A 26,838-nucleotide genomic window follows, 5' to 3' on the forward strand; every position below is an offset into this window, starting at 1 on the left:
GGCCCGGCGACGTACGCGGGGCCGCGTGGTGGATCCTTCCGAGACGGTGTCCATCCGTCTCGGACGATGCCGATCGTCACCGAACGCGCGCCGATGGCGACGCGAACGCCACGTGAATGCTGGCGGTCAGGCCTCGGTGGCTGCCAGCTGCCCGCAGGCCCCGTCGATCTCGCGGCCGCGGGTGTCGCGCACGGTGGTGGGGATCCCCTTGGCCTCGAGCCGGCGTACGAACTCGCGCTCGTCGGCGGGGTCGGACGCGGTCCACTTGGAGCCGGGCGTCGGGTTCAGCGGGATCAGGTTCGCGTGCACCCACCCCCAGTCGCCGTAGGAGCGGAGCACGTCGCCGAGCAGGTCGGCGCGCCAGGCCTGGTCGTTGATGCCGCGCATCATGGCGTACTCGATCGAGACCCGACGCCTGGTGACCTTGGCGTAGTTCCACGCGGCCTCGACGGTCTCCGCGACCGAGAACCGGGTGTTGATCGGCACCAGCTCGTTGCGCAGCTCGTCGTCGGGGGCGTGCAGCGACAGCGCCAGCGTGACCGGGATGCCCTCGTCCGCGAGCTGGCGCATCCGCGGCACCAGGCCGACGGTGGAGACCGTGATGCCACGGGCGCTCATCCCGAGCCCGTCCGGTGCCGGGTCGGTGAGCCGGCGGACGGCGCCGAGCACGGCCTTGTAGTTGGCCAGTGGCTCGCCCATGCCCATGAACACGACGTTGGACACCCGTCCCGGGCCGCCGGGCACCTCGTCGCGGGCGAGCGCCCGGGCGCCGGCCACGACCTGCTCGACGATCTCGGCGGTCGACATGTTGCGCTGCAGGCCGCCCTGGCCGGTCGCGCAGAACGGACAGGCCATCCCGCAGCCGGCCTGGCTCGAGACGCACATCGTGACCCGGTCGGGGTAGCGCATCAGCACCGACTCCACGAGCGCACCGTCGAAGAGCCGCCACAGGGTCTTGCGGGTGGTGCCGCGGTCGGCCTCCATCGTGCGCAGCGGCGTCATCAGCTCGGGCAGCAGCCCGGCCACCAGCTCGGCGCGCTGGCCGGCCGGCAGGTCGGTCATCTGGTCGGGGTCGTCGACGAGCCTGGAGAAGTAGTGGGTGGAGAGCTGCTTGGCCCGGAAGCCCGGCAGCCCGAGCTCCTTCGCGTGCGCCGTGCGCTCGTCCGGCGCGAGGTCGGCCAGGTGCCGCGGCGGCTTCCTGCGGCCGCGCGGCTCGTCGAAGACCAGGGGCAGGGGGGTGCGCTCGGAGTCGGACATCAGGGGTCGATCATCCCACCCGGGCGGGCAGCGGCACGATTCGCCGGAGCCGCTGCGTCGGCCGGCGCGGGGCCGGCGGGCCGGTCGACCTCAGCTCTGGTAGGTGACCATGAACCAGAGGACGACGGCGCTGACGCCGCCGACGACGAGCGCGGTCACGCCCATCCCGATCAGCATGTACTTGCCGAAGCGGCGGGTGCGCGGCGCGATCACCAGGCCGATCGGCACCGCCAGGGTCACCAGGACCAGCGGGAACAGGTCCTCGGCCGTGTGGTACTCGAAGATCCAGCCCAGGATCGCCGCGAACAGGCCCGGTACGACGATCACGAACGCCAGGCCGGTGAAGAAGCCGGCCAGCGACAGGAACGTCGGGTGGTCGCGGTGCCACCAGTCGGGCTGGCGCTCGCCGGCGGGGGCCTGTTCGTCGGTGGACATCACGCCGACTCTACGACCGGATCGACCTCGGTCACGTCCGGCATGCCGAGGGCGGCCATCAGTAGACCAGGTAGTGGAGCAGCAGCCAGATCGGGGCGATCGTGGCGAGCAGCGAGTCGAGGCGGTCCATCAGGCCGCCGTGGCCCGGGATCACCTGGCTCATGTCCTTGATGCCGAGGTCGCGCTTGATCACCGACTCGCACAGGTCGCCGAGCGTGGCCATCACCACGGCGATCAGGCCGAGCAGCAGCCCGACCCACCAGTCGCCGTCGAGCAGGTAGACGACCAGCGCCCAGCCGGCCACCAGGCAGAAGACCACCGACCCCGCGAAGCCCTCCCAGGACTTCTTCGGCGAGATCACCGGCGCCATCGGGTGTCGCCCGAAGAGCACCCCGGCGACGTACCCCCCGATGTCGGAGGCGATGGTGACCACCACGAACGCCACGATCCCCTGCACGCCCGCGTCGTCGAAGCCGGCGGCGTTGACGCCGCCGCCCTCCGCGAGCAGCAGCGCGACGAACGCTCCGAGGAACGGTACGTAGACGAGGCTGAACACCGAGGCCGTGGCGTTCTGGACGTAGCCTTCGACCCCTCGCTGCAGCAGCCAGAGCATGATCACCAGCGCCGTCACGGCGGTCGCGGTGACCAGCGCCGGCGCGCCCCAGAAGTACGCGACCGCGACCATGACGACGCCGCCGACCATCAGCGGCTGCTCGGGGAGGTCGATGCCCTTGGCGTGGAAGCCCCGGTGCAGCTCCCAGATCGCGACCACGATCGCCACGGCGACGATCACCATGAAGGCGGTCTTCCAGAACAGCAGCGAGAGCGCGATGGCGCCCAGCAGGACGATCCCGGACGCGAACGCCGCACGCAGGTCACGGCCCGCGCGGCCGTGGTCCTTCGCGGGCGGACTCGGGTCGGACGGCACCGACGAGGGGACGGGGGGCGGGCTGGCCGGCGGCATCGCGGACGGAGCGTCGGACATGGTTATCCGAGTGCTCAGACCTCGAGCAGCTCGGCCTCCTTGTGCTTGAGCATCTCGTCGATGGCCTCGGTGTGCTTCTTGGTCAGGCCGTCCAGGCGCTTCTCGGCGCCGGTCAGGTCGTCCTCACCGACCTCGCCGTCCTTCTCGAGGCGCTCGAGGTGCTGCTTGGCCGTGCGCCGCAGGTTGCGGACCGCCACGCGGCCCTCCTCGGCCTTGTGCCGAGTGACCTTGATGTACTCCTTGCGGCGCTCCTCGGTGAGCTCCGGGAACACGCAGCGGATCACCTTGCCGTCGTCGGCCGGGTTCACGCCGAGGTCGGAGTCGCGGATGGCCTTCAAGATGTTGTGCATCGCGCCCTGGTCGTAGGGGGCGATCAGGATGATCCGCGCCTCGGGCGCGGTGAACGAGGCGAGCTGCTGGAGCGGCGTGGGCGAGCCATAGTAGTCGACGACGACCTTGTTGAACATGCTCGGGTTGACCCGGCCGGCGCGGATCGCCGCGAACTCCTCGCGTGTCGCCTCGACCGACTTGCCCATCTTGCCGTCGGCCTCGTTGAGGATGTCGTTGATCACGGGTACTCCTAGCGTCGCTGGTAGGTGCTCACGATCGGCGGTCAGCCCGCGGTCACGAGCGTGCCAATCTTCTCACCCTGCACGACGCGCAGGATGTTGCCCTCCGGCTCCATGCCGAACACGACCATCGGAAGCTTGTTCTCCCCGCACAGCGCGAACGCCGTCTGGTCCATGATCCGCAGGCCCCGGGCGATGGCCTCGTCGTAGGTGAGGTTGTCGAACTTCGTCGCGCTCGGATCCTGGTGGGGGTCGGCGGTGTAGACGCCGTCGACGCCGTTCTTGGCCACGAGCACGACGTCGCACCGGCTCTCCAGCGCGCGCTGGACGGCGACGGTGTCGGTGGAGAAGAAGGGCATGCCCATCCCGGCACCGAAGATCACGACCCGGCCCTTCTCCATGTGCCGGATCGCCCGCCGCGGGATGTAGGGCTCGGCGACCTGGCCCATGGTGATGGCCGTCTGCACCCGGGTCTCGACACCCATCTTCTCCAGGAAGTCCTGGAGGGCCAGGCAGTTCATCACGATGCCGAGCATGCCCATGTAGTCCGCTCGGACCCGGTCCATGCCGCGCTGCTGGAGCTCGGCGCCGCGGAAGAAGTTGCCACCACCGGTCACGACCGCGATCTGCACCCCGGCGGTCGCGACGGCGGCGATCTCCCGGGCGACGGTCTGGACGACGTCGGGGTCGACGCCGACCTTGCCTCCGCCGAACACCTCGCCCGACAGCTTGAGCAGGACGCGCTTGTATCCGGTCACGGGCGGCTCCTTCGGTGCGCGGGATGCGAGAAGGCCGGTCCGATGATCAGGGTCGCTGTCATCGAACCGGCCTCCTCAGGTGACGTCTGGGCTTGAACCTATCCGTTCAGGCGCCGACCTCGAAACGGGCGAACCGCTTCACGGTGGTGCCGGCCTCGTCCAGGACGGCCTTGACGGTCTTCTTGCTCTCGGTGACCGACGGCTGCTCGAGCAGGACGACGTCCTTGAAGAACCCGTTGAGGCGGCCCTCGGTGATCTTGGCGATCGCCTGCTCCGGCTTGCCCTCCTCGCGGGAGGTCGCCTCGGCGATCTCGCGCTCCTTGGCGACCTTGTCCGCGGGGACCTCCTCGCGGGTGAGGTACTGGGGGCGCATCGCCGCGATCTGCATCGCGGCGCCGCGGGCACCGGCCTCGGCGCCGTCGTACTCGACGAGGACGCCCACCGCCGGCGGGAGGTCGGCCGCACGCTTGTGCATGTAGGCCACGACCGGACCGTCGAAGTAGGCCACCCGGCCGAGCTCGATCTTCTCACCGATGGTGATCGCGAGGTTCTCGACGACCTCACCGACGGTCTTGTCGCCGAGCCGCACGGCCTTGAGCGCCTCCACGTCGCCGGCCTTGGCCTCGTTGGCCGCGTCCGCGATCTGCTGGGCGCTGGCGACGAAGTCGTCGCCCTTCGCGACGAAGTCGGTCTCGCAGTTGAGCTCGACCAGGGCGCCACCGGAGGTGACCACCAGGCCGGCCGAGGCCTCGCGCTCGGCACCGCGCTCGGCCATCTTCTTGCCCAGCTTGATGCGGATCAGCTCGGCGGCCTTCTCGAAGTCGCCCTCGGCCTCCTCGAGCGCCTTCTTGCAGTCCATCATGCCGGCGCCGGTGAGCTCACGCAGCTTCTTGACGTCGGCGGCGGAGATGTTCGCCATGGTCCTTCTTCCTCGAAGTATCGGCAGGTTGTCGGGTACGGCGGTCGGCCGGGGCCGATCAGGCCTCGGCGTCGGCGGCCGGCTGCTCGGTGGCAGCCTCAGGGGCCTCAGGAGCCTCGCTGGCCTCAGGAGCCTCGGTCGCAGTCTCGCTGGCCTCGGGGGCCGCTGCGACCTCGCTGGCCTCGGCGGCCTCGCTGGCCGCACCGGTCGACTCGGCCGCGGGGGTCTCCCCGGCGGCCGCGCCGCCGGTGGCCTCGACGGCGGCCTGCTCGGCCTCGCCGCCCAGCAGCTCGCGCTCCCACTCGGCCAGCGGCTCCTCGGCGCCCACGGCCTCGACGCCCTCGCCGGCCTTCACGCCCGAGCGGGCGATGAGGCCCTCGGCCACGGCGTCGGCGACCACGCGGGTCAGCAGGCCCACGGCGCGGATCGCGTCGTCGTTGCCGGGGATCGGGAAGTCGACCACGTCGGGGTCGCAGTTGGAGTCCAGGATGCCGATGATCGGGATGCGCAGCTTGCGCGCCTCCTCGACGGCCAGGTGCTCCTTGTTGGTGTCGACGATCCACACGGCGGACGGGGTGCGCGTCATCTCGCGGATGCCGCCGAGCGACTTGTTCAGCTTGTCGCGCTCGCGGCGCATCTGCAGCAGCTCCTTCTTGGTGCGGCTGCTGCCGGCCACGTCCTCGAAGTCGATCTCGTCGAGCTCCTTGAGGCGGTTGATCCGCTGGTGCACCGTCTGGAAGTTGGTGAGCATGCCGCCGAGCCAACGCTGGTTGACGTAGGGCATGCCGACGCGGGTCGCCTGCTCGGCGATCGCCTCCTGCGCCTGCTTCTTGGTGCCGACGAACATGATCGTGCCGCCCTTGGCGACCGTCTCCTTGACGAAGGCGTACGAGCGGTCGATGTAGGCCAGCGACTGCTGCAGGTCGATGATGTAGATGCCGTTGCGCTCGGTCATGATGAAGCGCTTCATCTTCGGGTTCCAGCGACGGGTCTGGTGTCCGAAGTGCACGCCGCTCTCGAGAAGCTGGCGCATGGTCACGACTGCCATGTGTATCTCCTGTTGTGTCGGGCCCACCGTCGTTGGCGCCCGGCCTTCGAGCAGGCCGGACCGGGGCGGACCCAGTCGTAGTTTTCAGTTGCTGCACCCGACGGGTGTCGGCTGCCCTGACGCCGCGCGCGACCCGACCGTCCGGTCGCCCGGACGGACTGAGGGTCGTCGCCCACGGGTGGTCGGGACCTCGGAGTTCCAGGGCCCGTCGCGGTCTGCGAGCGTGCGAAGTCAATCCACAAGGATTGCGTCGACCAGAGTAGTCGACGCCGGGTCGGAGCCGCCAATCCTGGGGCCGGCCCGGAACGGGCCCAGCGAGCGTGCACAGGACGGCCTCCGACCGGGTCGTCCCCAGGATGCCACCGGTGTGTCGCGGCGAGGTCGTTCGGACGCGCAGGGTCGGTGCATGGCCAGCCGACCCCCCGCTCCGCGCGGCCCCGCCCTCGTGCTGGGGCTGCTGCTGATCCTGCTCACCGTGCCGCCGGCCGCGGCGGGTGGCGCCGACCCGGTCGGCGTCTGGCCGCTGGCGCCCACGCCGGAGGTCGTCGCGGGCTTCGATCCGCCGAGCGACCCGTGGGTTGCCGGACACCGCGGGGTCGACCTGCTCGGCTCGCCGGGCCGGCCGGTCCGGGCCGCGCTGCCGGGTCGGGTCACCTGGGCGGGGATGCTGGCCGGACGGGGGGTCGTGGTCGTGGACCACGGCGTGACCCGCACCACCTACGAGCCCGTGGACCCCTCGGTCGACGTCGGTGCGATCGTCGCCGCCGGGGACCGGATCGGACGCCTGGCGCTCGTGGGGTCGCACTGCCCGCCGCGGGCGTGCCTGCACTGGGGCTGGCTACGCGGCGACACGTACCTCGACCCGCTGCGTCTCGTCGGCGCCGGGCCGGTGCGGCTGTTGCCGCTCTGGCGCGACGAGCCGGCCGAGCGCGGCGCCGCCCCGGCGGTGTGGCGGCCACCCCTGCTGCCCTACGCCGGCTGGGTCGCACCGCTGGCGCTGTGGGGTTCGACGATCCGCTGAACCCACCATCAACGGCTCCGCTGACGCGTCTCCCGTCAGGCCCGCGGGTGCGCCTGCTGGTAGGCCCGCCGGAGCCGCTCGGTGCTGACGTGTGTGTAGATCTGGGTGGTCGCCAACGACGCGTGACCGAGCAGCTCCTGCACCGACCGCAGGTCGGCGCCGCCCTCGAGCAGGTGCGTGGCAGCGGTGTGCCGCAGTCCGTGCGGCCCGATGTCGGGCGCACCCGGGACGTCGGCGATCCGTCGGTGCACGACGGTGCGCACCGCCCGCTGGTCGATGCGCCCGCCGCGGGCGCCCAGGAAGAGTGCGGCGCCGCTGCCCTCGAGCGCGAGCAGGGGCCGACCGTGCTTGAGCCAGAAGTCCACGGCGCGGGCGGCCGGGCGCCCGAACGGCACCGTCCGCTCCTTGCGGCCCTTGCCGAGCACCCGGACCACGTTGCGCTCGCGGTCCAGGTCGTCGACGTCGAGGCCGACGAGCTCGCCCACGCGGATGCCCGTCGCGTAGAGGAGCTCGAGCATCGCGACGTCGCGCAGCCCGACCGGGCTCCCGTCGTCGGCGTGCTCGGCCGCCGAGCGGACCAGCTCGGCCGCCTCGTCGGTGCGCAGCACCGGAGGCAGCGTCCGGTGCGCCTTCGGAGCACCCAGGCTCGCGCCGGCATCCAGGGCGGTCCGGCCGGTGCGTGCCAGCCAGGCGGTGAAGACGCGCGCCGCGGTCGCGCGGCGCGCGAGCGTGGTTCGCGAGCGACCCATGCTCTGCTGCTTGGCCAGCCAGCTGCGCAGGGTCCGGAGGTCGAGGTCGCCGGGGTCGGTCCGGCCGAGCCGGGCCGCGTGGTCCAGGAGCCCGGCCACGTCACCGATGTAGGCACGCACCGTGTGCGCGGTCAGGTCCCGCTCGACCGCGAGGTGCCGCTCGTAGTCGCCGAGCGCCCGAGCCATCGCCTCGGGCAGCTGCGCGGACGTCTCCTCGTCGCTCACGTCCCGAGTCTAGGAACTCCGGTCAGGACTACTCGCGAGCCAGCGCGGCGAGCCGCCAACCACCACCGGGGGCACGCTCGGCCAGGTGCCGCTCGGCGAGCGCGGCCAGCACCGTGCGGGCCTCGGCGAGGCCCAGGCCGGCTGTGCGGGCGATCGAGGCCTCGGGCGCGGCCTGGACCACCGGGACCGCGTCGAGCACCTGCCGCTGGCGGGTGGTGAGCTGGTCCCGGGAACGGACCGGGCCGCGTGGCTCGGCGACGAGGTGCTCGCCCGCGGCGCCGACGACCTCGAGCACGTCGGCGCCCGAGGTGACCAGGACGGCGGCCTGGGAGCGGATCAGGTGGTGCACACCCTCCGACGGCGCGCTGGTCACGGGTCCGGGCACGCCGAGCACGTGCCGGTTGAGCCGCGTCGCCCAGTTGGCCGTGTTGAGCGCACCGCTGCGGGCGGCGGCCTCCACGACGACGGTGCCCACGGTCAGGGCGGCGATGACCCGGTTGCGCGCCAGGAAGCGGAGCTGGGTCGGCGACCACCCCGGCAGCGCCTCGGACACGACCGCACCGTGGGCCGCGATGTACTCGATCAGCTCGCGGTGCGCGGTCGGGTAGAACCGGTCGGCGCCGCACGCGAGCACCGCCACCGTCGAGCCGCCGCCGGCGAGGGCCCCGCGGTGTCCGGCCTGGTCGATACCGAAGGCCGCGCCGGAGACGATCGGGCGGCCCGTTGCGGCGATCGCCGACGCGAGGTCGGCGGCCACGTCGGCGCCGTAGGTCGTTGCGGACCGGGAGCCCACGACCGCGACCGAGCCCACGAGCTGGTCGAGCCGGGCGGGACCGCGCACCCACAGGCCGATGGGGACGCCGCCGCGCCTCTGCAGCGGGGCCGCCGTGGCCAGGTCGTCGAGCTGGACCGGCCACTCGGGGTCGCCCGGGACCACGAAGCGCAGCCCCCGGTCCGCGGCCCGGGCCAGGGTCTGCTCCGGGTCCGCTGCGGACCGTCGCGCGTCGGGGTCGGTCTGGAGCTCCTCGATCGTGTGCCCGCTGAGCAGCAGCTCGTGGACCACGGCCGCCCCGAGCCGGGTGACGGAGTCGAGCAGCCGCGGGTCCCCGGGCTCGCCGAGCGCCGACAACGCCACCCGGTGCAGCCGGTCGTCGTCGGGCCCGGTCATCCGACCCGCTCCAGCATCGAGAGCAGCAGGGGATCGCCGGTGCGCAGGCGCAGCGCGGTGTCGACCTCGTCGAGCCCCGGCCGATCGAGGTGCCGCAGGTCGGCGACCGTCCACGCGAGCCGATGCACCCGGGTGGCGCCGCGGCGGCTCAGCCGACCGCTGTAGAGCTGGTCGTCGACCAGCCGCTGGCCGCCCTTGGTCAGCGGCCAGCGGTCCCGCAGCACGGGGCCCGGTGCGTGGCCGTTGAGGCGCCAGCTCTCCTCGGCGTACCGCTCGGCCTGGCGGGCGCGGGCCGCCTCCACCCGCCGGCGCACCTGGGCGGTCGACTCCGGAGGCACGACATCGGCGAGGGCGTCGCGCCTCCGCAACGGCGGCAGGTGCCGGACGATGTCGACCCGGTCCGTCACCGGCCCGGTGACCTTGCTGCGGTAGGTGCGGCGCTGCACCTCCCGGCAGGTGCAGCGGTTGATCCGGACGTCCCCGCTGAAGTCACCGCAGGGGCACGGGTTGGCCGCGAGGACGACCATGCCGCGCGCCGGCAGCGTCACCGACTCGTCGCGCCGCGCGACTGTGACGTCGCCGTTCTCGAGCGGCTGGCGGAGCGCCTCGATCACGTCGGAGTGGAAGAGCGGGAACTCGTCCAGGAACAGCACCCCGGAGTGGGCCTTGCTGACCTCGCCGGGGCGGACCACGCCGAGCCCGCCGCCGATCAGGCTGGCCTTGCTGGCGTCGTGGTGCGGCGCCGAGAACGGCGGCCTGGTCGGGAAGCCGAGGGCCGGGTCGAGGATGCCGGCCAGCGAGTGGATGGCGCTCAGCTCGACCGACTCGGCATGGGTCAGGTCGGGCAGGATGCCGGGGATCCGCTCGGCGAGGCTGGTCTTGCCGCACCCCTTCGGGCCGGACATCAGCAGGTGGTGCCCGCCGGCGGCCGCCACCTCGACCGCGTAGCGGGCGTCGTCGACGCCGATCAGGTCGGCCAGGTCGAGCTCGTCGAGCCGCTCCTGGCCGCGCCAGGCGAGCAGCTGGGCGCCGGACATCGGGGCCACCGGCGGTGCGTCGGGCACCTCCTCGTCGCGCAGCACCGCGACCACCTGGCCCAGCGAGCGCACGCCGATCACGCTCAGGTCGGGCACCATGGCGGCCTCGGCGACCTGCGGCTCGGGCACGAACACGGCCCGGATGCCGCGCGCGGCGGCCGCCAGGGCCATCGGCAGCACCCCCGCCGCGGAGCGCAGGTTGCCGTCCAGGGTGAGCTCCCCGATGAACGCCGTGCCGGCCAGCGACGGCGCCGGCACGCTGCCGGCGGCCGCGAGGACGGAGATCGCGATGGCCAGGTCGAAGTGGGTCCCGCTCTTGGCCAGGTCGGCCGGCGAGAGCAGGATCGTGATCCGTCGGGTGGCGGGCCAGTCCAGGTCGCTGTTGATGATCGCCATCCGGCACCGGTCGCGGGACTCGTTGATCATCGTGTCCGCCCGGCCCACCATCGTCACGCCGACCTGGCCCGGGGAGACGTCGGACTGGACGTCGACGAGATGGCCGACGGCGCCGTGCAGGGAGACGGTGTGGGCGGTCGCGAAGGGCATCAGCCGATCCCCCGGACGTGGTCGACGATCGATGACCCGCGCCGTGGCCGGACGATGCCGACCAGGTCGATCCGGATGTCCCGCACCGCGACGCCGCGGTCCTGGACCCAGCGCGTGGCCAGCCGGCGCAGCCGGGCGACCTTGATGTCGGTGACCGCCTCGTGCGGGGTGCCGTAGCGCAGGCTGCTGCGGGTCTTCACCTCGCAGACGACCAGGACGTCGCCGTCGCGCAGGACCAGGTCGATCTCGCCCGCTTCGCACCGCCAGTTGCGGTCGAGCAGGACCATGCCCTGCCCGACCAGGTGCCGCGCGGCGAGGGTCTCGCCGTACGCGCCCAGAGCCTGCTTGATCGCGGCTGCAGCCGAACTCGTCATGTTCTCGACCTCCTGCGCAGGAGCCTCCCCGGCCGCACGGACGGCACGGCGACGCGAGCACCGGCCCTGTGGACCACCGTGGCCGGAGGCGCGCTGTGGACGCCGGGCGGCCCGACCGGCGTCGCTCAGGCCCCCAGGCAGCAGGCGGTCAGCCGCGCAGGGCGACGTCCCCACAGGACGGGCGCGGCACGGCGAACAGGTCGGCGCCGGCGATGCGGGCGCCGGCGAGCTTCGCCAGCGGGCCGGCGAGCGCGGTGTTGAACTGTCCGACCGTCACGTTGGCGGCGACCGTCGCCGTCGCGAGCACCGAGTTCACCGCGGCCTGGACCGTCGGGTAGGCCGAGAGCTTCGCGGTCGTGGTGACGCCCGCGAGCGTGACCTCGACGTCGGCGTCCGGGTCCGCGGTCGGAGTCGCCAGGCTCGCGAGGACCACGCCGGACGCGAACGACTTGGCGGTGTCGTAGTCGTCGGGCGGGTGCCGGAACGGGACCGTGGTCGCCGGGACCGCGCTCGGACCGCGGGACGTGGTCGTCGGGGTGGTCACGTCCACCTTCACCGTCGCCAGACCGACGTCCACGGTCGCGGTGACCCGCACGCTGGCGGTCAGCGAGACGCTCGAGGCGAGCGCGGAGCTGACCTGGACGTCGATGCCCTCGGCGTTCGTGACCGCGGTCGCGTCGCCGCAGACGACGTCGGTCAGCAGGCCGTCGGCGCCGGCGAGGACCAGGCTGGAGGTCACGGTGGTCCTGGCGGTGAACTGGGCGAGCAGCAGCTCGACCGGGATGTCCGCGAGGGTCCCGCTCACCGCCGCCGAGGCCTGCGCGCTCTGGGCCTCGGCCACCCCCTCGGCTCCGCACGCGAGGGTGGGCTGGTTGCCGACGGTCAGCGTGCTGCTCGAGACCGTCCCGAGGCTGGGCAGCAGCAGCCCGAGTCCCGGCATGGTCAGCACGTGGCTGCCGTTGGCGGCGAACGCGGCGGCCGTGAGGAGGTCGAGCACGTTGAGCGACGCGCCCAGGGCGGCGGAGTCGCCGGTCGCGATGCTCAGCAGGTCGGCGAACCCGATCGTCGTCGGCCCGACGGCGTTGACGGCGACCGCCTGCAGCGCCGAGACGGCGACCGCGTCGCCCCCGTGGTTCTGCAGGGCGGTCGCGGTCGCGGTGAGCAGGTTCGCCACCGTCAGCCCGTCCAGCGCCATCAGCTCGTCGAAGGTCCCGACGGCCAGCGAGTCGACGCCGACCAGGTCCAGGACGCCTACCCCGGCGGCGGCGAGTGCCTGGTACGACGCCAGGCTGAGGTCGACCGAGGTCCCGAGCAGCCCCGTGAGCAGCGTGTTGAGCAGGGTCGCGTCCTCGGTGCTCACCCCGGCGGCGTACGAGCCGAGCCGGAAGCAGGCCGACGGGCTCGGCTGGGCGACCGCGGCCCGCACGGCGCCGCCGGAGCCGGTGGCGAACGCGAAGTCGACCGAGCCCTCGGCCTGGACCCACACGGCGTCGGGCGTCTCGGCCCCGCTGTAGGCCTTGATCGTGCCGGCCGCCGTCTCGAGGAGGCCGGTGGCGGCGTCGAGGTGGACCAGCTTGTAGGTGACGACCGGCGGGTCGCCGAGGGTGTCCCCGTTGCGCGCGACGCTGCGCGCCAGCTCGGTCGCGATCGTGGGGAAGCCGTTGTAGCCGGCCTCGATCTGGGCGGCGGTGCGGCCGTTCACCAGGCGGGACAGGTCGAGGGCGACGACGTCGGCGAGAGCCTGCATGTCCCGGCGCACGACACGCTGCATCCCCAGGTCGACGGCGAAGGCCGCCATCGCGATCAGGAGGGTGAGCGTGACCGCGACGAACGGGACGACCGCCCCCCGCTCGTCGCGCCGGCGCCTCATTCGCTGACCTGGGCCACCGCGTCGTAGCGCAGGTGGTCGGGCAGCACGGCGCCGAGGCCGGGAACGCTGGGCAGCAGCGGGTGGTCGGCGTACTCGTAGTCCAGGGACGCCGTCACGCATTCCTTGGTGCCGTCGTTGGCGCACGCCGCCGTGGCGACCGAGCAGGAGCCGACGTCGGTGGTGCCCTTCAGCAGGTTCGAGCCCACGGCCGTGCCCTGGCACGTGACGCCATAGGAGTCGAGCGCATCGTTGACGGCGTCGAGGGCGGCCTGCTGCTTGTCGGCAGCCGCGGGCAGCGGCGAGACCGCCGCGGCCCGCGCTCCCTCGGCGGCGCCCTGGCTCAGGGCCTGGCGGAAGCTGAGCATGTAGCCGTAGCTGATGATCCCGAACACGAGCAGCAGCAGGATCGGGGCGACCAGGGCGAACTCGACCGCGGCGGCGCCGCGGTCGCGCTCCCGGCCCCGCCGTCGGCGTGCCACCCCACCGGCCATCGCTCACCTCGGTGTCAGACGGCGGTCCCCACGGCCGCCGACCCACAGGCTATGTGGCGCAGACCACGCCGGCGGCCGATTCGGCCCGACTGGTCTGGTCCGGTCGGAGCCGGTCAGGCCTTCGGCGGGTCGATCTCGGAGGGGCTGAGCTCCTCGACGTTGACGTCCTTGAACGTGAGCACCTTGACGTTCTTCGCGAAGCGCGCCGGGCGGTACATGTCCCAGACCCACGCGTCGCTCATCGACACCTCGAAGAACACGTCCCCGGCCTCGGTGCGGGCCTTCACGTCGACCTGGTTGCAGAGGTAGAAGCGGCGGTCGGTCTCGACGACGTACTTGAAGATGCCGACCACGTCGCGGTACTCGCGGTAGAGCGTCAGCTCCATCTCGGTCTCGTACTTCTCGAGATCCTCGGCGCTCATCTCGTTCCCTCCGTGACCTCGACCAGCTCGACCGCTTGCTCACCATTCTGCACGGGATCCAGCGGCTCCAGCCCCGCGGCCCGCCGGACGTTGACGAAGCGCATCCGGTGGATCGGCGACGGCCCGTGCGCGGTGAGCGCGGCGGCGTGGACGTCGGTGATGTATCCCTTGTGGGTCTTGAAGTCGTACGCCGGCCAGCGCTCGTCCAGCTCGGTCATGATCCGGTCGCGGGTGACCTTGGCGAGCACCGAGGCGGCCGCGATGCAGGCGGCGACCCGATCGCCCTTCCACACGGCCAGGCCGGGCACCCCGAGCCCGTCGACGGGGAACCCGTCGGTCAGGACGTACGACGGCGGCAGGTCGAGCAGCGCCACCGCCCGGCGCAGCGCCTCGACGTTGGCCACGTGCATGCCGAGCCGGTCGCACTCCTCGTGCGAGACCACGACCACCGACCAGGAGACGGCGCGCCGCACGATCTGCTCGTAGCAGCGCTCCCGGGCCCGCTCGGTGAGCAGCTTGGAGTCCGCGAGGCCCGGGACGATCCCGGCCTTGCCGGGCGGCAGGATCGCGGCACCCGCGACCAGCGGTCCCGCGCAGGCGCCGCGGCCAGCCTCATCGACGCCGGCGATCGGCTCGATGCCGTGCCGGCGCAGTGCGCGCTCGTAGCCGTAGAGGCCGGCGTCCTTCCGGATCGTGGATCCACGCGGCAGGTCGCTCATGGCGCTAGGAGGGGTCGGGCACGTCCGCGAAGGTGCCGGGACGGTGCAGGAACTTGAAGTGGTCGCTGGGCCACAGCAGCACGAACACCTTCCCGACCACGCCCCCGACATCGACGTACGGGTTCTTCGTGCAGTCGGTCTCGTTCGGTTTGCACATGTGGAACGAGGAGTCGGCGGAGTTGTTGCGGTTGTCGCCCATCACGAAGATGTGGCCGTCCGGGATCGGGCCGATCTCCCAGTCCTTGCCGCAGCCGTCGACCATCGGGCCGTAGCAGTCCGCCCCGTCGAGCCGGGCGTACTCCTTCTCGTCCAGCGGCTGGCCGTTGACCTCGATCCGGCCCCGCGCGTCGCAGCAGGAGACGGTGTCGCCGGCGACGCCGACGACCCGCTTCACGAGGTGCCCGCCGGAGGGGTAGAGCCCGACCTTGGACAGCAGCTTCGCCACCCCGTTGGTGGGTCCTGCGGACTCCTCGGCGGTCAGCCAGTCGCCCGGGTCCTCGAACACCACGACGTCGCCGCGCTCGGGGGTGCCGCCGAGCCAGTAGGACACCTTCTGCACCAGGATCCGGTCGTTCTTCACCAGTCCCGGCTCCATCGACTGCGACGGGATGTAGAACGCCTGGACGAACAGCGCCTTGATGACGATCGCGAGCACAACGGCGATGCCGAGCAGCAGGATCGTCTCCTGCCAGACCGGCAGGTGCTTCTTCTTCGCGGGCTTCGACGCGGGCGCCGGAGCGTGCGAAGACCGCGCTCCTGTCTCGTCGGGTTCGGCGACGGACTGGAAGTCGCGGTCTTCGGTGGTCACGCGGTGAGCGTAGTCAGGCTGCCTGAGAAATCCCTCAGCCCTCGCGGCGCTCCTTGATCTTCGCCTTCTTGCCGCGAAGGTTGCGCAGGTAGTACAGCTTCGCGCGGCGGACGTCACCGCGGGTCACGATCTCGATCTGCTCGAAGATCGGGGAGTGCAGCGGGAAGGTCCGCTCGACGCCGACGCCGAAGGAGACCTTGCGGACGGTGAAGCTGCGGCCGACGCCGGAGCCCTGGACGCGGATGACGACGCCCTGGAAGACCTGGACGCGGGACCGGGTGCCCTCGACGACCTTCACGTGCACCTTGACGGTGTCGCCGGCACGGAAGTCGGGGAGGTCGGTGCGCTTGGCGGCGTTGCCGAGCTCGACGATGACGTTGCTCATGTCTCTCCTCACGAGTGCCACAGGTCAGCCGCGGTATTGGAAGCGTTCTCTTGTGGACCCAGCCAGTGCTGGCCGGCGGCGCCATGTTCCCCCTGTGGCAGGAACCGGTGCGGACCCCCGGGTGGACGAGTCCTCCGGGCGGTCCTTGTTTGGCCGACTGGGCCGAGGAGTCAGTCTGCCACAGCGGCGTCAGTGCCGGGAAATCCGCTTGGTCATCCGGACCACACCGGGCTCGACCTCGCCGTGGAGGCGGTAGCCCGCCTTCTTGTACATCCGCTGGTTGCGGGCGCTGCCGGCGCCGGTGAACAGCGCGTACGTCGTGGCCTCGGGCGGCGCCAGCCCCTCGATGCGGGACAGCAGCGTGCGGCCGAGCCCGCGGCCGGCGACGTCGGGCGCGACCATCAGCCGGCCCACCTCCCAGGTCTGCTCGTCCAGCGACGCCCGCACCGCGCCGACCAGCCGTCCGCCCGCCCGCGCCACCAGCACGGCGTCGCGGGCCAGCCAGGCCCGCAGGTCGTCGAGCGACTCGTGCAGCGCCGGGATCCGCACGCCCGGGTTGGCGTGCAGCTCCTGCACCCAGCAGGCCAGCTGGAGCACGTAGAGCTCCCCCGCGTCGGCCGGCTCGGCCACCCGCACCTCGACGTCCTCCAGCAGCACCGAGGCGTGCAGGAGGTCGGGACGGCGCTCGGCGGTCCGGCGTACCGACTGCTCGTGCCGCCAGGCCGCGATCGCGGCGTGGTCGCCCGACAGCAGCACCGGCGGTACGGCGCGTCCGCGCCACGACGCGGGCTTCGTGTAGACCGGGTACTCCAGCAGGCCCCCCTCGTGGGACTCCTCCACCAGCGAGTCGGCGTTGCCCATGAACCCCGGCACCAGCCGGACGACGGCCTCGGTGATCGCCAGCGCGGCCACCTCTCCCCCGTTGAGCACGTAGTCGCCCAGCGAGATCTCACGCAGCTCGGCGCGCTCGGCGAGCTCGTCCAGCACCCGCTGGTCGATCCCCTCGTAGCGACCGCAGGCGAAGACCACCCGCTCCCGGGTCGCGAGCTCGCGCGCGACCGCCTGGGTGAACGGCTGACCCGACGGGGTCGTGACCACCACCGTCGCGCCGTCCACGTCGAGCGCGTCGAGCGCCTCGCCCCACGGCTCGGGCTTCATCACCATGCCGGCGCCGCCGCCGTAGGGGGTGTCGTCGACGGTGCGGTGCCGGTCGTGCGCCCACGTGCGCAGGTCGTGGACCCGGATGTCGATCAGCCCCCGCTCCCGCGCCTTGCCGGCCAGCGAGAGCTCCAGGGGCGCGAGGTACTCCGGGAAGATCGAGACGATGTCGATCCGCATCAGTCGACCCGCATCAGTCGTCACCGTCGCTGTCCTCGGGCAGCGGCGCGACCAGGCCGGGGCGGTCGGCGATGACGACCCGCCGGCCGGCGAGGTCGACCTCGGGGACGAGCGCCTTGACGAACGGCACGAGCGCGTCCCGACCGTCGGGGGTGCGCACCGTGAGCAGGTCCTGGGCACCGTGGACCAGCCCGGTGACCTCGCCGAGCGCGGCGCCGGAGACGTCGTACGCCGTGAGGCCGACCAGCTGGTGGTCGTAGAACTCGTCGGGGTCCTCCGGGGAGGCGTCCGCGGGCACCGTGGCGTGCAGGAGGATGCCCCGCGCCGCCTCGGCGGCGGTACGGTCGCCGATCTCCTCGAACGCGACCAGCAGCGTCGACTGGTGCCAGCGGGCGGACCCGACGGTGACGACGCGCAGCCGGGACGCGGATCCCGTGGGCGGCTCGGCGCGCAGGGCGGCGCCCGGCGCGAACCGCCGCTCGGGCTCGTCGGTGCGCACGTCGATCGTCAGCTCGCCCCGGAGGCCGTGCGGCTTGCCGATCCGTCCCACCAGGACCTCGATGGTCTCCACGCGGTCAGGGTAGGGGGTACGCCCCGTCCAACCCGACCAGGCGTCGGAACGCGGGCAGTCCCTCGACCTCGAGCGGGGCGCCGCGGACCAGGTCGGCGGGCGAGAGCACCAGCTGCTGGTTGACCGCGAGCTCGCCGGGTCGCCGCTCGAGCCGCCGGCGACCGTTCTCGCGGTAGCCGAGCTTGCGGGAGACGGCGAGGGAGGCCGGGTTGTCGAGGAACGCGCCCGAGGTCACCTCGGTGGCGCCGAGGTGGTCGAACACGAACGTGCAGACCGCCTGGCGCATCCGGGTGCCGATCCCCCGGCCCTGGTGCTCGCGGCCGAGCCAGGACCCGGTCTCGCCGGTGCGCGTGACGAGGAAGTCCCTGGTTCGGAAGCCCTGGCAGCCGACGAGGACCCCGTCGTACCGCACGCCGAGCTCGAGGGCCCAGGACGAGACCGAGTAGTCGGCCCGGTTGCGCCAGTGGTAGCTGGCCGTGCCGCGGGCGAGGACGCCGGGCGGGGCGTCGGTCCACGGCACGTAGAACGGCATCTGCGTCGGCGGGTGGACGCCGCCCTGGGCCAGCTCGCACAGGCCGAGCAGGTCCTCGTCGGCGATCCCGCGCAGCTCCAGCGGCCCGGCGGTGATGCGGAGGCCGAGCACCGGGTGCAGGTCGGCGAGCGTGAGGGTCATGCCCCGACCCAACCGACCCTGCGGACCGGGCGCAACCGGGATCGCGCGGCCCGGGACGCGGAGCGGGCGCCGCCCCCGGTGGGGACGGCGCCCGCGCGCGCTTCGTTCAGGGTGTCGCTACCGACGACGGTCCACGTCGACGAAGTCGATGCGGGCACCGCCGCGACCGGCCAGCGCGGAGATCACCGTGCGGAAGGCCGTGGCGGTGCGGCCACTGCGGCCGATCACCTTCCCGAGGTCGTCGGGGTGCACCCGGACCTCGAGGATGGAGCCGCGGCGCAGCTGCTTGTCCCGCACGCTGACGTCGTCGGGGTGGTCGACGACGCCGCGCACCAGGTGCTCGAGCGCCTCGGCGAGCATGCCGCTCAGGACTCCGCCTTGCCCGGGTCGCCGGTGCCCTCGGCGGCCTCGGCCGTCTCGGCCGCGACCTCGGGGGTCTCGTCGGCGGGCACCGGGGCCGGGGCCTCGGTGGGGGCCTCGGCCTCAGCCGGTGCCTCGGCGGGAGCAGCGGCCTCCTCGGGCTTGGCCTCCTCGGGCTTGGCCTGCTCCGGCTTGGCCTCCTCCGCCTTGGTCTCGGCCTTCTTCTTCGGCGCGGCCTTCTTGGTCACGGCGTCGCCCTTGGGCTCGCTCGCGGCCTCCTTGAGGGCCTCGTTGAAGATCTCCAGCTTGTCGCGCTTGGGCTCGGCGACCTTGAGGGTGCCCTCCTGGCCCGACGTGCCCTTGAACTTCTGCAGGTCGCCGGTGATCTTGAGGATCTTCGCGACCGCCTCGGTCGGCTGGGCGCCGACACCGAGCCAGTACTGCGCCCGGTCGGAGACGACGTCGATGTACGACGGGTCCTCCTTGGGGTGGTACTTGCCGATCTCCTCGATCACCCGGCCGTCGCGCTTGCGGCGGGAGTCGACGACGACGATGCGGTACTGCGGCACCCGGACCTTGCCCAGGCGCTTCAAACGGATCTTGACGGCCACGACTGTGGTGTCTCCTCGGAAGTTGTGTGTGGGTGAAGGGCACCGTGACCAGGTGGGGAAAGCACCGGCCGGGACCTTCGATGGGCTCTGCAGCGACCGGATGAGAGGGTCCGGGCGCGCAGGACTCAGCGGCCAAGTCTGCCAGACGGCGTCCTCGGGGCGGAAATCGGGCAGAGTCCTCCCATGACCTGGCCGTCGCCATCCTACGGACCACCGCCGCCGGCGAAGCCGCGGCCCAGCGCCTGGTGGTTCGGGCTCGGGATCGGGCTGCTCGTGGCGGCGGCGGGCGCCGCCGTCGGCATCTTCGTGTGGACGCTGTCGGCGTTCGTGCACACCGACGTCGAGGTGCCCCGCGACGGCGCACCGCACGCGGTCGAGCTGGCCTCCGACGGCGAGCAGATGCTGTGGAGCTTCGACGGCGACCCCGTGCCGGCGTGCACGGTGGCGGACCAGGAGAGCGGCGAGTCGGTCCCGTTGCGAGGGCCAGGCGGCGAGTTCCGCCGCGGCGCGGGTCCGGCCGGCGACTGGGTCGGCGCCTGGCGCTTCGACCCGGCGTCCGAGCACGTCGAGGTCACCTGCAGCCGGAACGGATGGGGGACGGGGTCCCTGGTCGAGATCGGCCCCGCGCCGCGGATCGCCAGCTTCGTGCTCGGGTTGCTGGCCACGATCCTCGTCCCGCTGATGATCGGCCTGGCCGGGGTCGCGGTGCTGCTGGTGACCGGGATCCTGTGGTCGATCCGCCCCGCCGCGGCTCGCTGAGGACGCCGACAACCGACCCGCCGCAGGGCGCGTCCCACCGGTGTGACTCCCTCCCAGCGCCACCCGTGGCTGAAGCCGGTCGCCGTGCTCGCCCATCGTGGCCGGCGCCGGGTCCGGTGGCTCACCAGCGGGACCGCGTGGGCGTCGTACCGACCCGTCGGCGACCTGCCGGTCCGCGTCCACCGGCACGCCTCGCCGCTGCTCCGGCAGCTCGAGGGGGTCGACCTGGCGCTCCAGCACAACAAGGTGGTGAACCTGCGGCTCGCCTCCGCGCGCACCGACCGGCTGGTGATCCGGCCGGGCGAGACGTTCTCGTTCAACAAGGTGGTCGGCAGCTGCAGCCGCCGGAGGGGCTACATCGAGGGCCTGCGGCTCTCGGACGGCACCGCGGTCCCGGGCGTCGGCGGTGGCGTCTGCCAGCTGGCGAACCTGCTGCACTGGATGTTCCTGCACTCGCCGCTCACCGTGGTCGAGCGCAGCGAGCACAGCTTCGACCCGTTCCCCGACAACGGGCGGGTGCTGCCCTGGGGCGTCGGGTGCACGATCGTCTACAACTACGTCGACCTGGTGGTCCGCAACGACACCGCCACCGCGTTCCAGCTGCGGACCTGGGTGGGCGACCGGCACCTGCACGGCGAGCTGCGCGCCGACCGGGTGCTGCCGGTCCGCTACTCGGTCGAGGCGCGGGAGGAGCGGTTCGAGCAGGGCGCGGACGGGCTGGTGCGGCGCACCAACGAGATCTGGCGGACCGTCCACGACCGGCGTACCGGGGTGGTCCTCGCCGAGGAGCTGGTCCGCCGAAACCGCGCGGTGGTGAGGTACGCCTCTCCCCTGGCGGAGACCTGACAGATCGCCTCGCATCCTGTGATACTTCGGCGCGTGTCTCAAGCCTCGGTGAACGCCAAACCTGTCGCCGTCGTCATCGACGACGACCAAGACACCGTGGACCTCCTGGAGATCGTGCTGACCCAGGCCGGCTTCGCGGTCATCACCGCGTCCAATGGTCCTGAAGGCATCGCCCTGGCACTCGAGCACCGCCCGGTCCTCGCGACCATCGACGTCACGATGCCGAGGATGAACGGCCTCGAGGTCACCCGCCGGATCCGGCACCAGGCAGCCGACACCTACATCGTCATCATCAGCAGCCGCTCCCAGGAGCACGACGTGCTCGCGGGCTTCGACGCGGGCGCCGACGACTACGTCCCGAAGCCGATCCGGCCGCGCGAGCTCCAGGCGCGACTGGCCGCGGTGGCACGCCGTCCGGTCGAGGCGGTCGCCGGCGCCGCCCCCGTGGCCTGGGCGCCCGCCGAGGAGGACGTCGAGCGGTCGGAGTACCTCCGCAACGTCGCCGCCGGCCAGTCCCTCGGCTATGCCGAGACCGAGGTGCACGGAGCGGGCGAGGGCAAGGACGGCCGCTACGGCATGCTCGAGCTGGGCATGCGGTTCGTCGGCAGCTGGATCGAGTTCTCGGGCCTGCGGATCAACCCGTCGCGCGAGCTGCTGGTCATCGACGACCGGATCGTCGACGTGTCCCCGGAGGACTTCAAGCTCATCGAGACGATGCTGTACGCCGGCACGCTGACCCTCACCGCCCGCCAGCTCGCGCTGCGCTACCGCGGCGAGAGCGAGCTGGCCCCGAGCACGCGCCGCGACGAGGACCTGGTCTGGTTCAACCACACGCTGCCGAGGCTGCTGCGGCAGATCGGTGACGACGCCCCGGTCCCGCGCTGGTTCTTCATCTTCGACGGCACCCTCAAGCTGGTCCGCCCGCCGAGGGACGCCTGACCTCAGGCCACGACCCGGCCGCGGAGCACCACGCGCGCGGGCCGGAGCAGCAGCGACAGGTCCTCCAGCGGGTTGCCGTCGTACACGACGAAGTCCGCGGGCGCGCCCTCGTCGAGCCCGGCGTTCCAGCCCAGCCAGTCCCGCGCCCGCCAGGACGCGGCGCCGAGCGCGTACTCGGCCGGTAGCCCGAGCGCGGTCATCGCGATCACCTCGCCCGCCAGGTTGCCGTGCCGGCTGATCCCGCCGTGGTCGGACCCGGCGTACAGCGCCACGCCCGCCTCGTAGGCCGCCATGATCGTCGTGCGCCGACGCACGTAGAGGTCGGTCATCGTCGAGGTGTACGCGGGGAACCTGGTCCGACCGGCGGCGGCGTACTCCGGGAACCCGTCCAGCTGCATCACGGTCGGCACCAGCGCCACGCCGCGGGCCGCCATCGTCTCGATCTGGTCCTCGCGCAGGCCGGTGCCGTGCTCGATGCAGTCGATGCCCGCCTCGAGCAGGCCGCCGAGGACCTCGTGCCCGAAGCAGTGCGCGGTGACCCGGGCACCGTGCTCGTGGGCGACCGCGATCGCGTGCGCGAATGCCGCCGGGGGGAACGAGGGCGCCAGGTCGCCCTCCTCACGGGAGATCCAGTCCCCCACGAGCTTGACCCAGCCGTCACCGCGCTGGGCCTCGCGCGCGACCACCGCGCCGAGCTCCTCCGGCTCGACCTCGTGGGCGTAGTTGCGGATGTAGCGACGGGTGCGCGCGATGTGCCTGCCGGCCCGGATCAGCCGCGGCAGGTCCTCCCGCTCGTGGATCCACCCGGTGTCGGCGGCCGAGCCGCAGTCGCGGATGAGCAGCGCCCCCGCGTCCCGGTCGGCGATCGCCTGCTCCTCGGTCTCGGCCTCCGAGACCGCCCCGTCCTCGCCGAGCCCGAGGTGGCAGTGGGCATCGACGAGGCCGGGCACGATCCAGCCCTCGGCGGCGCTCTCGGAGCCGGCGGTCGGCTCGTAGGTGACCCGGCCGTCGCGGACGTAGAACGTCCGAGCCCCGCCGTCGGGCAGGACGGGTCCCGAGAACCGCAGCGCAGGGGTGGACGCAGCCATGCCCCGGACGCTACCGGTCAAGTGGGGCGCGTCCGGGGCAGGGCCCCCGCTGATCCGTGGTCAGCGGGTGCGCAGGCCGTAGCCGAAGCGGTAGAGCGGGTCGTAGCCGGGGTCGCCGACGTTGATCGGCTCCTGGTCGACCGTGCGCGGCCAGCTCACGGGCAGCCTGCCGGTGAAGCGACGGTCCCCGAACAGCACGTCGGCCACACCCGCGCCCTCGCTGCCGGGCAGCCAGGAGGCGACCAGCGCGTCGGTCCGGCGCAGGAGGGACGGCGGGATCACCAGCGGACGGCCGGAGACGACCACGACCGTGCAGGACGCGGCCCGGTCGCAGACCTGCTCGACGGCACGGGTGTCGGCGTCCGAGAGCCGCATCGTCTGCTCGGGGCGCGGAACGCCGTGGTCGCCGGGGTCGTAGGCCCACTGTGGCCCGCCGACGTCGCCGAAGCCCTCGGCGTACGGCGTCTCCCCGACCACGACGATGCCCGCCGCACGGCGCGGCACCCGGGCGCTGGCGTCCTCGCTGAACACGACGTCGCCCCGGGCCGCCTGCTCGATCCCGTCGAGGATCGTGGTGCCGGGCACGACGTTGGTCGAGCCGCCCTGCCAGGTCAGCGTCCAGCCGCCGGCCTGGTTGCCGATGTTGTCGGCGTTGCTGCCGGCGACGTACACGTCGTGCCTGCCGCGCAGGGGCAGCACGTGCCGCTGGTTGCGCAGGAGCACCTGGCTCTCCGCCACGGCGCGGCGGGCCAGCCGGTGGTGGGCCGCGCTGCCGACGTCGGCGAGGTGGGTGCGATCGGTCAACGGGTGCTCGAAGAGCCCGAGCTCGAACTTCGCGGTCAGGATCCGGGAGACGGCGTCGTCGATCCGCGTCATCGACACCTCCCCCGCGTCGACCAGCTGGGTGAGCGTGGGGATGAACTCGTCCCAGCCGCTGGGGTTGTTCGGCGCCTGGATCGGCTCCATGAACATGTCGATGCCGGCGTTCACGGACGCCTCGACCTGGTCGGCGTAGGTGCCGGGCAGCTGCCGGATGCCGCGCCAGTCGGAGATCACGAAGCCGTCGAAGCCCTGCTCCTGCTTGAGCCAGCCGGTGATCAGGTCCGCGTTGCCGTGCATCTTCACGGCGTCGTCGGTCGTCCCGCCGTTGAAGTCGGTGCTGGAGAAGGACGGCATGACCGAGCCGACGTGGTGCTCGGCGATGGCCGGCACGTACGGCGCGAGCGCGAGCCGGTCGAACTCCTCGCGGGTCACCCGGTCGACGCCCTGGTCGATCGGGTAGGCGCCGGTGCCGGCCGCGGCCTCGTCGTAGCTGGTCAGGCCGTCGCCGGCGAAGTGCTTGGCGGTGGCCAGCACCCGGTCCGCCTGGTCCAGCTGACCGGGTCCGCCCTGGAAGCCGTCGATCGCGGTCTCCATCGACTCCACCAGACCCGGGGTCTCCCCGAAGCTCTCGTAGGTACGGCCCCAGCGGTCGTCGCGGGCCACGCACAGGCAGGGGGCGAACACCCACTGCGGCCCGCTCGCGCGGGTCTCCTCGGCGGTGACGTGGGCGATCCGCTCCACCAGCGCCGGGTCACGGGTCGCGCCCAGGCCGATGTTGTGCGGGAAGACCGTCGCGCCGAGCAGGTTGCCGTGCCCGTGGACCGAGTCGACGCCGTACAGCAGCGGGATGCCGAGCGGCGTCGCCAGCGCCGCCTGCTGGTAGCGGTCGACCATGTCGGCCCACGCCTCGGACGTGTTCGGGTCGGGCACCGACCCGCCGCCGGACAGCACGCTGCCGAGCCGGTTCTCGGTGATCAGCGACGGGTCGGCGTCGACGTCGACGCGCTCCGCCTGGGTCATCTGGCCGATCTTCTCCGCCAGCGACATCCGACCGAGCAGGTCGGCGACGCGCTCGGCGACCGGCAGGCTCGGATCCTGGTACGGCGCGGCCTCGTCGCCGTCGGCCGGCGCCTGGACCTGCAGCAGCACCGTGGTGACCGCCCCCGCGGCCAGCACGGCCACGAGCGCGGGGCGGCGCCGGCCTGCTCGACGCCGAACAGCAGGCGGGGTGGGGTTTCTGGACGTGCGGAACATGGGATCTCCTTGCCCGATCAAGAAGCGCTGCGCGAGTCCAACGTAGGAACGCCAATACTCCGAGTCAATGCATAAAGATCGGGCGGCAGGGCCTTGTTTGTTCTTCTTCCGGACGAATGCGCCCTAGGCTCGGAGGCATGGGGACCTCCAGCTCCCTCGAGCGGCTCCGGGACACCAACCGGCGCTCGATCACCACCCTGCTCGCGGCCGAGGGGCCGATGAGCCGCGCCGACCTGGTGCGCGGCACCGGGCTGTCCCGGACCACGGTCTCCAGCCTGGTCGGCGACCTGATCACGAGCGGCCACGTCGTGGAGACCGCCGACCGCGGCCGTCCGCACAAGGGCGGCAGCGGGCGGCCGCCGCTGCTGGTCGCGCTCAGCACGCCCGGCGGCGGCGTCGCCGGCGTCGACATCGGCCACCGACACGTCCGGGTCGCGGTCGCCGACCGGGTCGGGGCGGTGCTGGCCGAGGAGGCCGCCGACCTCGACGTCGACGAGGACGGCGCGGCCGCCCTGGACCGGGCCGCCCGAATGGTCCGGCACGCACTGCGTGGCGCCGGCCTGGGCGTCGGCGACCTGCACGCGGTCGGCATGTGCGTGCCCGCCCCCCTGGACCGGCGCTCGGCGAGCATCCGCACCGGCATCCTGCCCGGCTGGCGCGAGCTCTCCCCCGCCGACGAGCTGCACCGGCGACTGGGGATCCCGGTGTTCGCCGACAACGACGCGAACCTCGGCGCGCTGGCCGAGCTCGGGCAGGGCGCCGCCCGCGGCGCCACCGACCTGGTGTACGTCAAGGTCGCCAGCGGGCTGGGCGCGGGCATCGTCCTCGGCGGCCGGCTGCACCGGGGCGCCAGCGGCATCGCCGGCGAGCTCGGTCACGTCCAGGTCGACGAGGCCGGCCAGGTGTGCCGGTGCGGCAACCGCGGCTGTCTCGAGACCCTGGTGTCGGCGCCCCGCCTGCTGGCGCTGCTCCGGCCGGCGTACGACGAGCCGCTCTCCGTCGAGCGGATCCTGGCCCTCGACGGGGCCGGGGACGCCGGGGTGCGCCGGGTGCTCAGCGACGCCGGCCGCGCCATCGGGCGCGCGCTGGCCGACCTGTGCAACAACCTCAACCCCGAGGTCGTGGTCGTGGGCGGCTCGCTCGGCGGCTCGACGTCGCTGACCGACGGCGTCCGCGCCGCGGTCGACCGCTATGCCCAGCCCGAGACCGCGGCCGCGCTGCGGGTGGTCCCCGGCGCCCTCGGCGACCGCGCCGAGCTCGTCGGCGCGGTGTCGCTGGCGATCGCCCGGGTGTCGGTCTGACCCGGGCCGGGCCAGGACCGTCGAGCTCAGAGCTGGTCGAGAAGCCAGGACGGGCTCAGTGCGACCGCGCCGACGCCCTGCACCCGGGCCTGGAGCATCCGGTCGGCCGTCACGACGGCGACCCGGTCCCCGCGCTCGGCGGCGGCCCGGGCCTGCTCGAGGATCGTGTCGTCGCCGTGGCCCTTCGCGTGCACGGTGCGCACGTGCCCGTCCCGTCCGACGCGGGCGCCCGCCTTGGCGGCACCCTCGAGGACCAGCACGACCACGTCGTACGACGTGTCCGCGACCAGCAGCCGCTCGTGCAGCCGGCGGGCCGCCCCGGCCCGGTCCTTCCACCAGCCGTCCGGCCGGCTGCCCACGACGTTGGCCGCGTCGACCACGAGGACTGACGGCATCAGATCGCCTTTCGTCTCACCGGGTCTCGACGCGCCCGTCGCGCCGCCTCGCGAGCTCGGCGACGCGGGGCTTGCTCGACCTGGCCGCCCGACGC

General features: G+C 72.9%; 30 protein-coding genes. 5 read left to right on the plus strand and 25 right to left on the minus strand.

Annotated elements, in window-relative coordinates; translation table 11 throughout:
• Positions 1-126: 126 nt before the first annotated feature.
• The 7 genes from rlmN to rpsB form a co-directional block, all read right to left on the minus strand.
• Positions 127-1,257, minus strand: coding sequence for a 23S rRNA (adenine(2503)-C(2))-methyltransferase RlmN (rlmN, locus tag QMC84_RS04485; protein WP_300372200.1), 1,131 nt, complete (start codon positions 1,255-1,257; stop codon positions 127-129).
• 90 nt (positions 1,258-1,347) lie between these two features.
• The gene (locus tag QMC84_RS04490) at positions 1,348-1,692 is read right to left on the minus strand and encodes a hypothetical protein (RefSeq protein WP_300372203.1); all 345 of its coding nucleotides are present in this window, start codon (positions 1,690-1,692) and stop codon (positions 1,348-1,350) included.
• A 58-nt stretch (positions 1,693-1,750) separates the two neighbouring features.
• Positions 1,751-2,677 (minus strand): phosphatidate cytidylyltransferase, encoded by a 927-nt coding sequence (locus QMC84_RS04495; RefSeq protein WP_300372205.1) that lies wholly within the window; start codon positions 2,675-2,677, stop codon positions 1,751-1,753.
• A gap of 14 nt (positions 2,678-2,691) precedes the next feature.
• The gene (gene frr / locus QMC84_RS04500; RefSeq protein WP_300372335.1) at positions 2,692-3,246 is read right to left on the minus strand and encodes a ribosome recycling factor; all 555 of its coding nucleotides are present in this window, start codon (positions 3,244-3,246) and stop codon (positions 2,692-2,694) included.
• A 44-nt stretch (positions 3,247-3,290) separates the two neighbouring features.
• Positions 3,291-4,004: a UMP kinase gene (gene pyrH / locus QMC84_RS04505; protein WP_300372207.1), complete on the minus strand. Its 714-nt coding sequence runs from the start codon at positions 4,002-4,004 to the stop codon at positions 3,291-3,293.
• A 106-nt stretch (positions 4,005-4,110) separates the two neighbouring features.
• Positions 4,111-4,923, minus strand: a complete 813-nt coding sequence (tsf, locus tag QMC84_RS04510; protein WP_300372208.1) for a translation elongation factor Ts — start codon at positions 4,921-4,923, stop codon at positions 4,111-4,113.
• A gap of 58 nt (positions 4,924-4,981) precedes the next feature.
• Entirely contained in the window at positions 4,982-5,971 is a 990-nt protein-coding gene (gene rpsB / locus QMC84_RS04515; protein WP_300372210.1) for a 30S ribosomal protein S2, read from the minus strand.
• A 406-nt stretch (positions 5,972-6,377) separates the two neighbouring features.
• Here rpsB and QMC84_RS04520 point away from each other — a divergent pair, with 406 nt between their 5' ends.
• Complete coding sequence (locus tag QMC84_RS04520; protein WP_300372212.1) at positions 6,378-6,992, plus strand: M23 family metallopeptidase; 615 nt, start codon at positions 6,378-6,380, stop codon at positions 6,990-6,992.
• Positions 6,993-7,027: 35 nt separating this feature from the next.
• Here the strand turns inward: QMC84_RS04520 and QMC84_RS04525 are convergent, their stop codons facing one another.
• From QMC84_RS04525 to rpsP, 15 genes are all read right to left on the minus strand, one after another.
• Positions 7,028-7,966 carry a tyrosine recombinase XerC gene (locus tag QMC84_RS04525; RefSeq protein ID WP_300372214.1) on the minus strand — a complete coding sequence of 313 codons (939 nt, stop codon included), beginning with the start codon at positions 7,964-7,966 and terminating at the stop codon, positions 7,028-7,030.
• A 28-nt stretch (positions 7,967-7,994) separates the two neighbouring features.
• Positions 7,995-9,134 carry a DNA-processing protein DprA gene (gene dprA, locus QMC84_RS04530; RefSeq protein ID WP_300372216.1) on the minus strand — a complete coding sequence of 380 codons (1,140 nt, stop codon included), beginning with the start codon at positions 9,132-9,134 and terminating at the stop codon, positions 7,995-7,997.
• The gene (locus QMC84_RS04535; RefSeq protein ID WP_300372218.1) at positions 9,131-10,717 is read right to left on the minus strand and encodes a YifB family Mg chelatase-like AAA ATPase; all 1,587 of its coding nucleotides are present in this window, start codon (positions 10,715-10,717) and stop codon (positions 9,131-9,133) included. Before QMC84_RS04535 ends, dprA begins: the two co-directional genes overlap by 4 nt.
• Positions 10,717-11,091, minus strand: a complete 375-nt coding sequence (locus tag QMC84_RS04540) for a YraN family protein (protein WP_300372220.1) — start codon at positions 11,089-11,091, stop codon at positions 10,717-10,719. The genes QMC84_RS04535 and QMC84_RS04540 overlap by 1 nt, the downstream gene beginning before the upstream one ends.
• 148 nt (positions 11,092-11,239) lie before the next feature.
• Positions 11,240-12,961 carry a pilus assembly protein TadG-related protein gene (locus QMC84_RS04545; RefSeq protein ID WP_300372222.1) on the minus strand — a complete coding sequence of 574 codons (1,722 nt, stop codon included), beginning with the start codon at positions 12,959-12,961 and terminating at the stop codon, positions 11,240-11,242.
• Complete coding sequence (locus tag QMC84_RS04550) at positions 12,958-13,452, minus strand: TadE/TadG family type IV pilus assembly protein (RefSeq protein WP_300372224.1); 495 nt, start codon at positions 13,450-13,452, stop codon at positions 12,958-12,960. Before QMC84_RS04550 ends, QMC84_RS04545 begins: the two co-directional genes overlap by 4 nt.
• Positions 13,453-13,565: 113 nt before the next feature.
• Entirely contained in the window at positions 13,566-13,874 is a 309-nt protein-coding gene (locus QMC84_RS04555) for a DUF2469 domain-containing protein (RefSeq protein WP_011756688.1), read from the minus strand.
• Complete coding sequence (locus QMC84_RS04560) at positions 13,871-14,593, minus strand: ribonuclease HII (protein WP_300372229.1); 723 nt, start codon at positions 14,591-14,593, stop codon at positions 13,871-13,873. Before QMC84_RS04560 ends, QMC84_RS04555 begins: the two co-directional genes overlap by 4 nt.
• 4 nt (positions 14,594-14,597) lie before the next feature.
• Positions 14,598-15,401 (minus strand): signal peptidase I, encoded by an 804-nt coding sequence (gene lepB / locus QMC84_RS04565; RefSeq protein ID WP_300372231.1) that lies wholly within the window; start codon positions 15,399-15,401, stop codon positions 14,598-14,600.
• Positions 15,402-15,435: 34 nt separating this feature from the next.
• A complete protein-coding gene (gene rplS, locus QMC84_RS04570) occupies positions 15,436-15,786 on the minus strand; it encodes a 50S ribosomal protein L19 (protein WP_300372233.1) in 351 nt (116 codons plus the stop codon).
• Positions 15,787-15,975: 189 nt separating this feature from the next.
• A complete protein-coding gene (gene trmD / locus QMC84_RS04575) occupies positions 15,976-17,148 on the minus strand; it encodes a tRNA (guanosine(37)-N1)-methyltransferase TrmD (RefSeq protein ID WP_300372234.1) in 1,173 nt (390 codons plus the stop codon).
• Positions 17,138-17,695 (minus strand): ribosome maturation factor RimM, encoded by a 558-nt coding sequence (gene rimM / locus QMC84_RS04580; RefSeq protein ID WP_300372236.1) that lies wholly within the window; start codon positions 17,693-17,695, stop codon positions 17,138-17,140. Before rimM ends, trmD begins: the two co-directional genes overlap by 11 nt.
• A 4-nt stretch (positions 17,696-17,699) precedes the next feature.
• Positions 17,700-18,368, minus strand: a complete 669-nt coding sequence (locus QMC84_RS04585) for a GNAT family protein (protein ID WP_300372238.1) — start codon at positions 18,366-18,368, stop codon at positions 17,700-17,702.
• Between the two features lie 117 nt (positions 18,369-18,485).
• Entirely contained in the window at positions 18,486-18,728 is a 243-nt protein-coding gene (locus QMC84_RS04590) for an RNA-binding protein (RefSeq protein WP_011756695.1), read from the minus strand.
• Between the two features lie 5 nt (positions 18,729-18,733).
• A complete protein-coding gene (gene rpsP / locus QMC84_RS04595; protein WP_300372241.1) occupies positions 18,734-19,339 on the minus strand; it encodes a 30S ribosomal protein S16 in 606 nt (201 codons plus the stop codon).
• A gap of 183 nt (positions 19,340-19,522) precedes the next feature.
• On the opposite strand from rpsP, the gene QMC84_RS04600 reads away from it, so the two are divergent.
• From QMC84_RS04600 to QMC84_RS04610, 3 genes are all read left to right on the plus strand, one after another.
• On the plus strand, positions 19,523-20,098 hold the full coding sequence (locus QMC84_RS04600; RefSeq protein WP_300372243.1) for a hypothetical protein: 576 nt from the start codon (positions 19,523-19,525) through the stop codon (positions 20,096-20,098).
• 84 nt (positions 20,099-20,182) lie between these two features.
• Positions 20,183-20,944, plus strand: coding sequence for a VanW family protein (locus tag QMC84_RS04605; RefSeq protein ID WP_300372245.1), 762 nt, complete (start codon positions 20,183-20,185; stop codon positions 20,942-20,944).
• Between the two features lie 33 nt (positions 20,945-20,977).
• The gene (locus QMC84_RS04610) at positions 20,978-21,883 is read left to right on the plus strand and encodes a response regulator (RefSeq protein ID WP_300372247.1); all 906 of its coding nucleotides are present in this window, start codon (positions 20,978-20,980) and stop codon (positions 21,881-21,883) included.
• 2 nt (positions 21,884-21,885) lie between these two features.
• On the opposite strand, the gene QMC84_RS04615 is transcribed toward QMC84_RS04610, so the two are convergent.
• Positions 21,886-22,971 (minus strand): amidohydrolase family protein, encoded by a 1,086-nt coding sequence (locus QMC84_RS04615; protein WP_300372249.1) that lies wholly within the window; start codon positions 22,969-22,971, stop codon positions 21,886-21,888.
• Between the two features lie 60 nt (positions 22,972-23,031).
• Complete coding sequence (locus QMC84_RS04620; RefSeq protein WP_300372251.1) at positions 23,032-25,047, minus strand: glycoside hydrolase family 3 protein; 2,016 nt, start codon at positions 25,045-25,047, stop codon at positions 23,032-23,034.
• A gap of 137 nt (positions 25,048-25,184) precedes the next feature.
• On the opposite strand from QMC84_RS04620, the gene QMC84_RS04625 reads away from it, so the two are divergent.
• Positions 25,185-26,348, plus strand: a complete 1,164-nt coding sequence (locus tag QMC84_RS04625) for an ROK family transcriptional regulator (protein ID WP_300372253.1) — start codon at positions 25,185-25,187, stop codon at positions 26,346-26,348.
• Between the two features lie 26 nt (positions 26,349-26,374).
• Here the strand turns inward: QMC84_RS04625 and QMC84_RS04630 are convergent, their stop codons facing one another.
• On the minus strand, positions 26,375-26,743 hold the full coding sequence (locus QMC84_RS04630; protein WP_300372255.1) for an NYN domain-containing protein: 369 nt from the start codon (positions 26,741-26,743) through the stop codon (positions 26,375-26,377).
• Between the last annotated feature and the right edge of the window lie 95 nt (positions 26,744-26,838).

This window comes from Nocardioides sp. (genome assembly GCF_030019515.1).
Lineage (GTDB): Bacteria > Actinomycetota > Actinomycetes > Propionibacteriales > Nocardioidaceae > Nocardioides.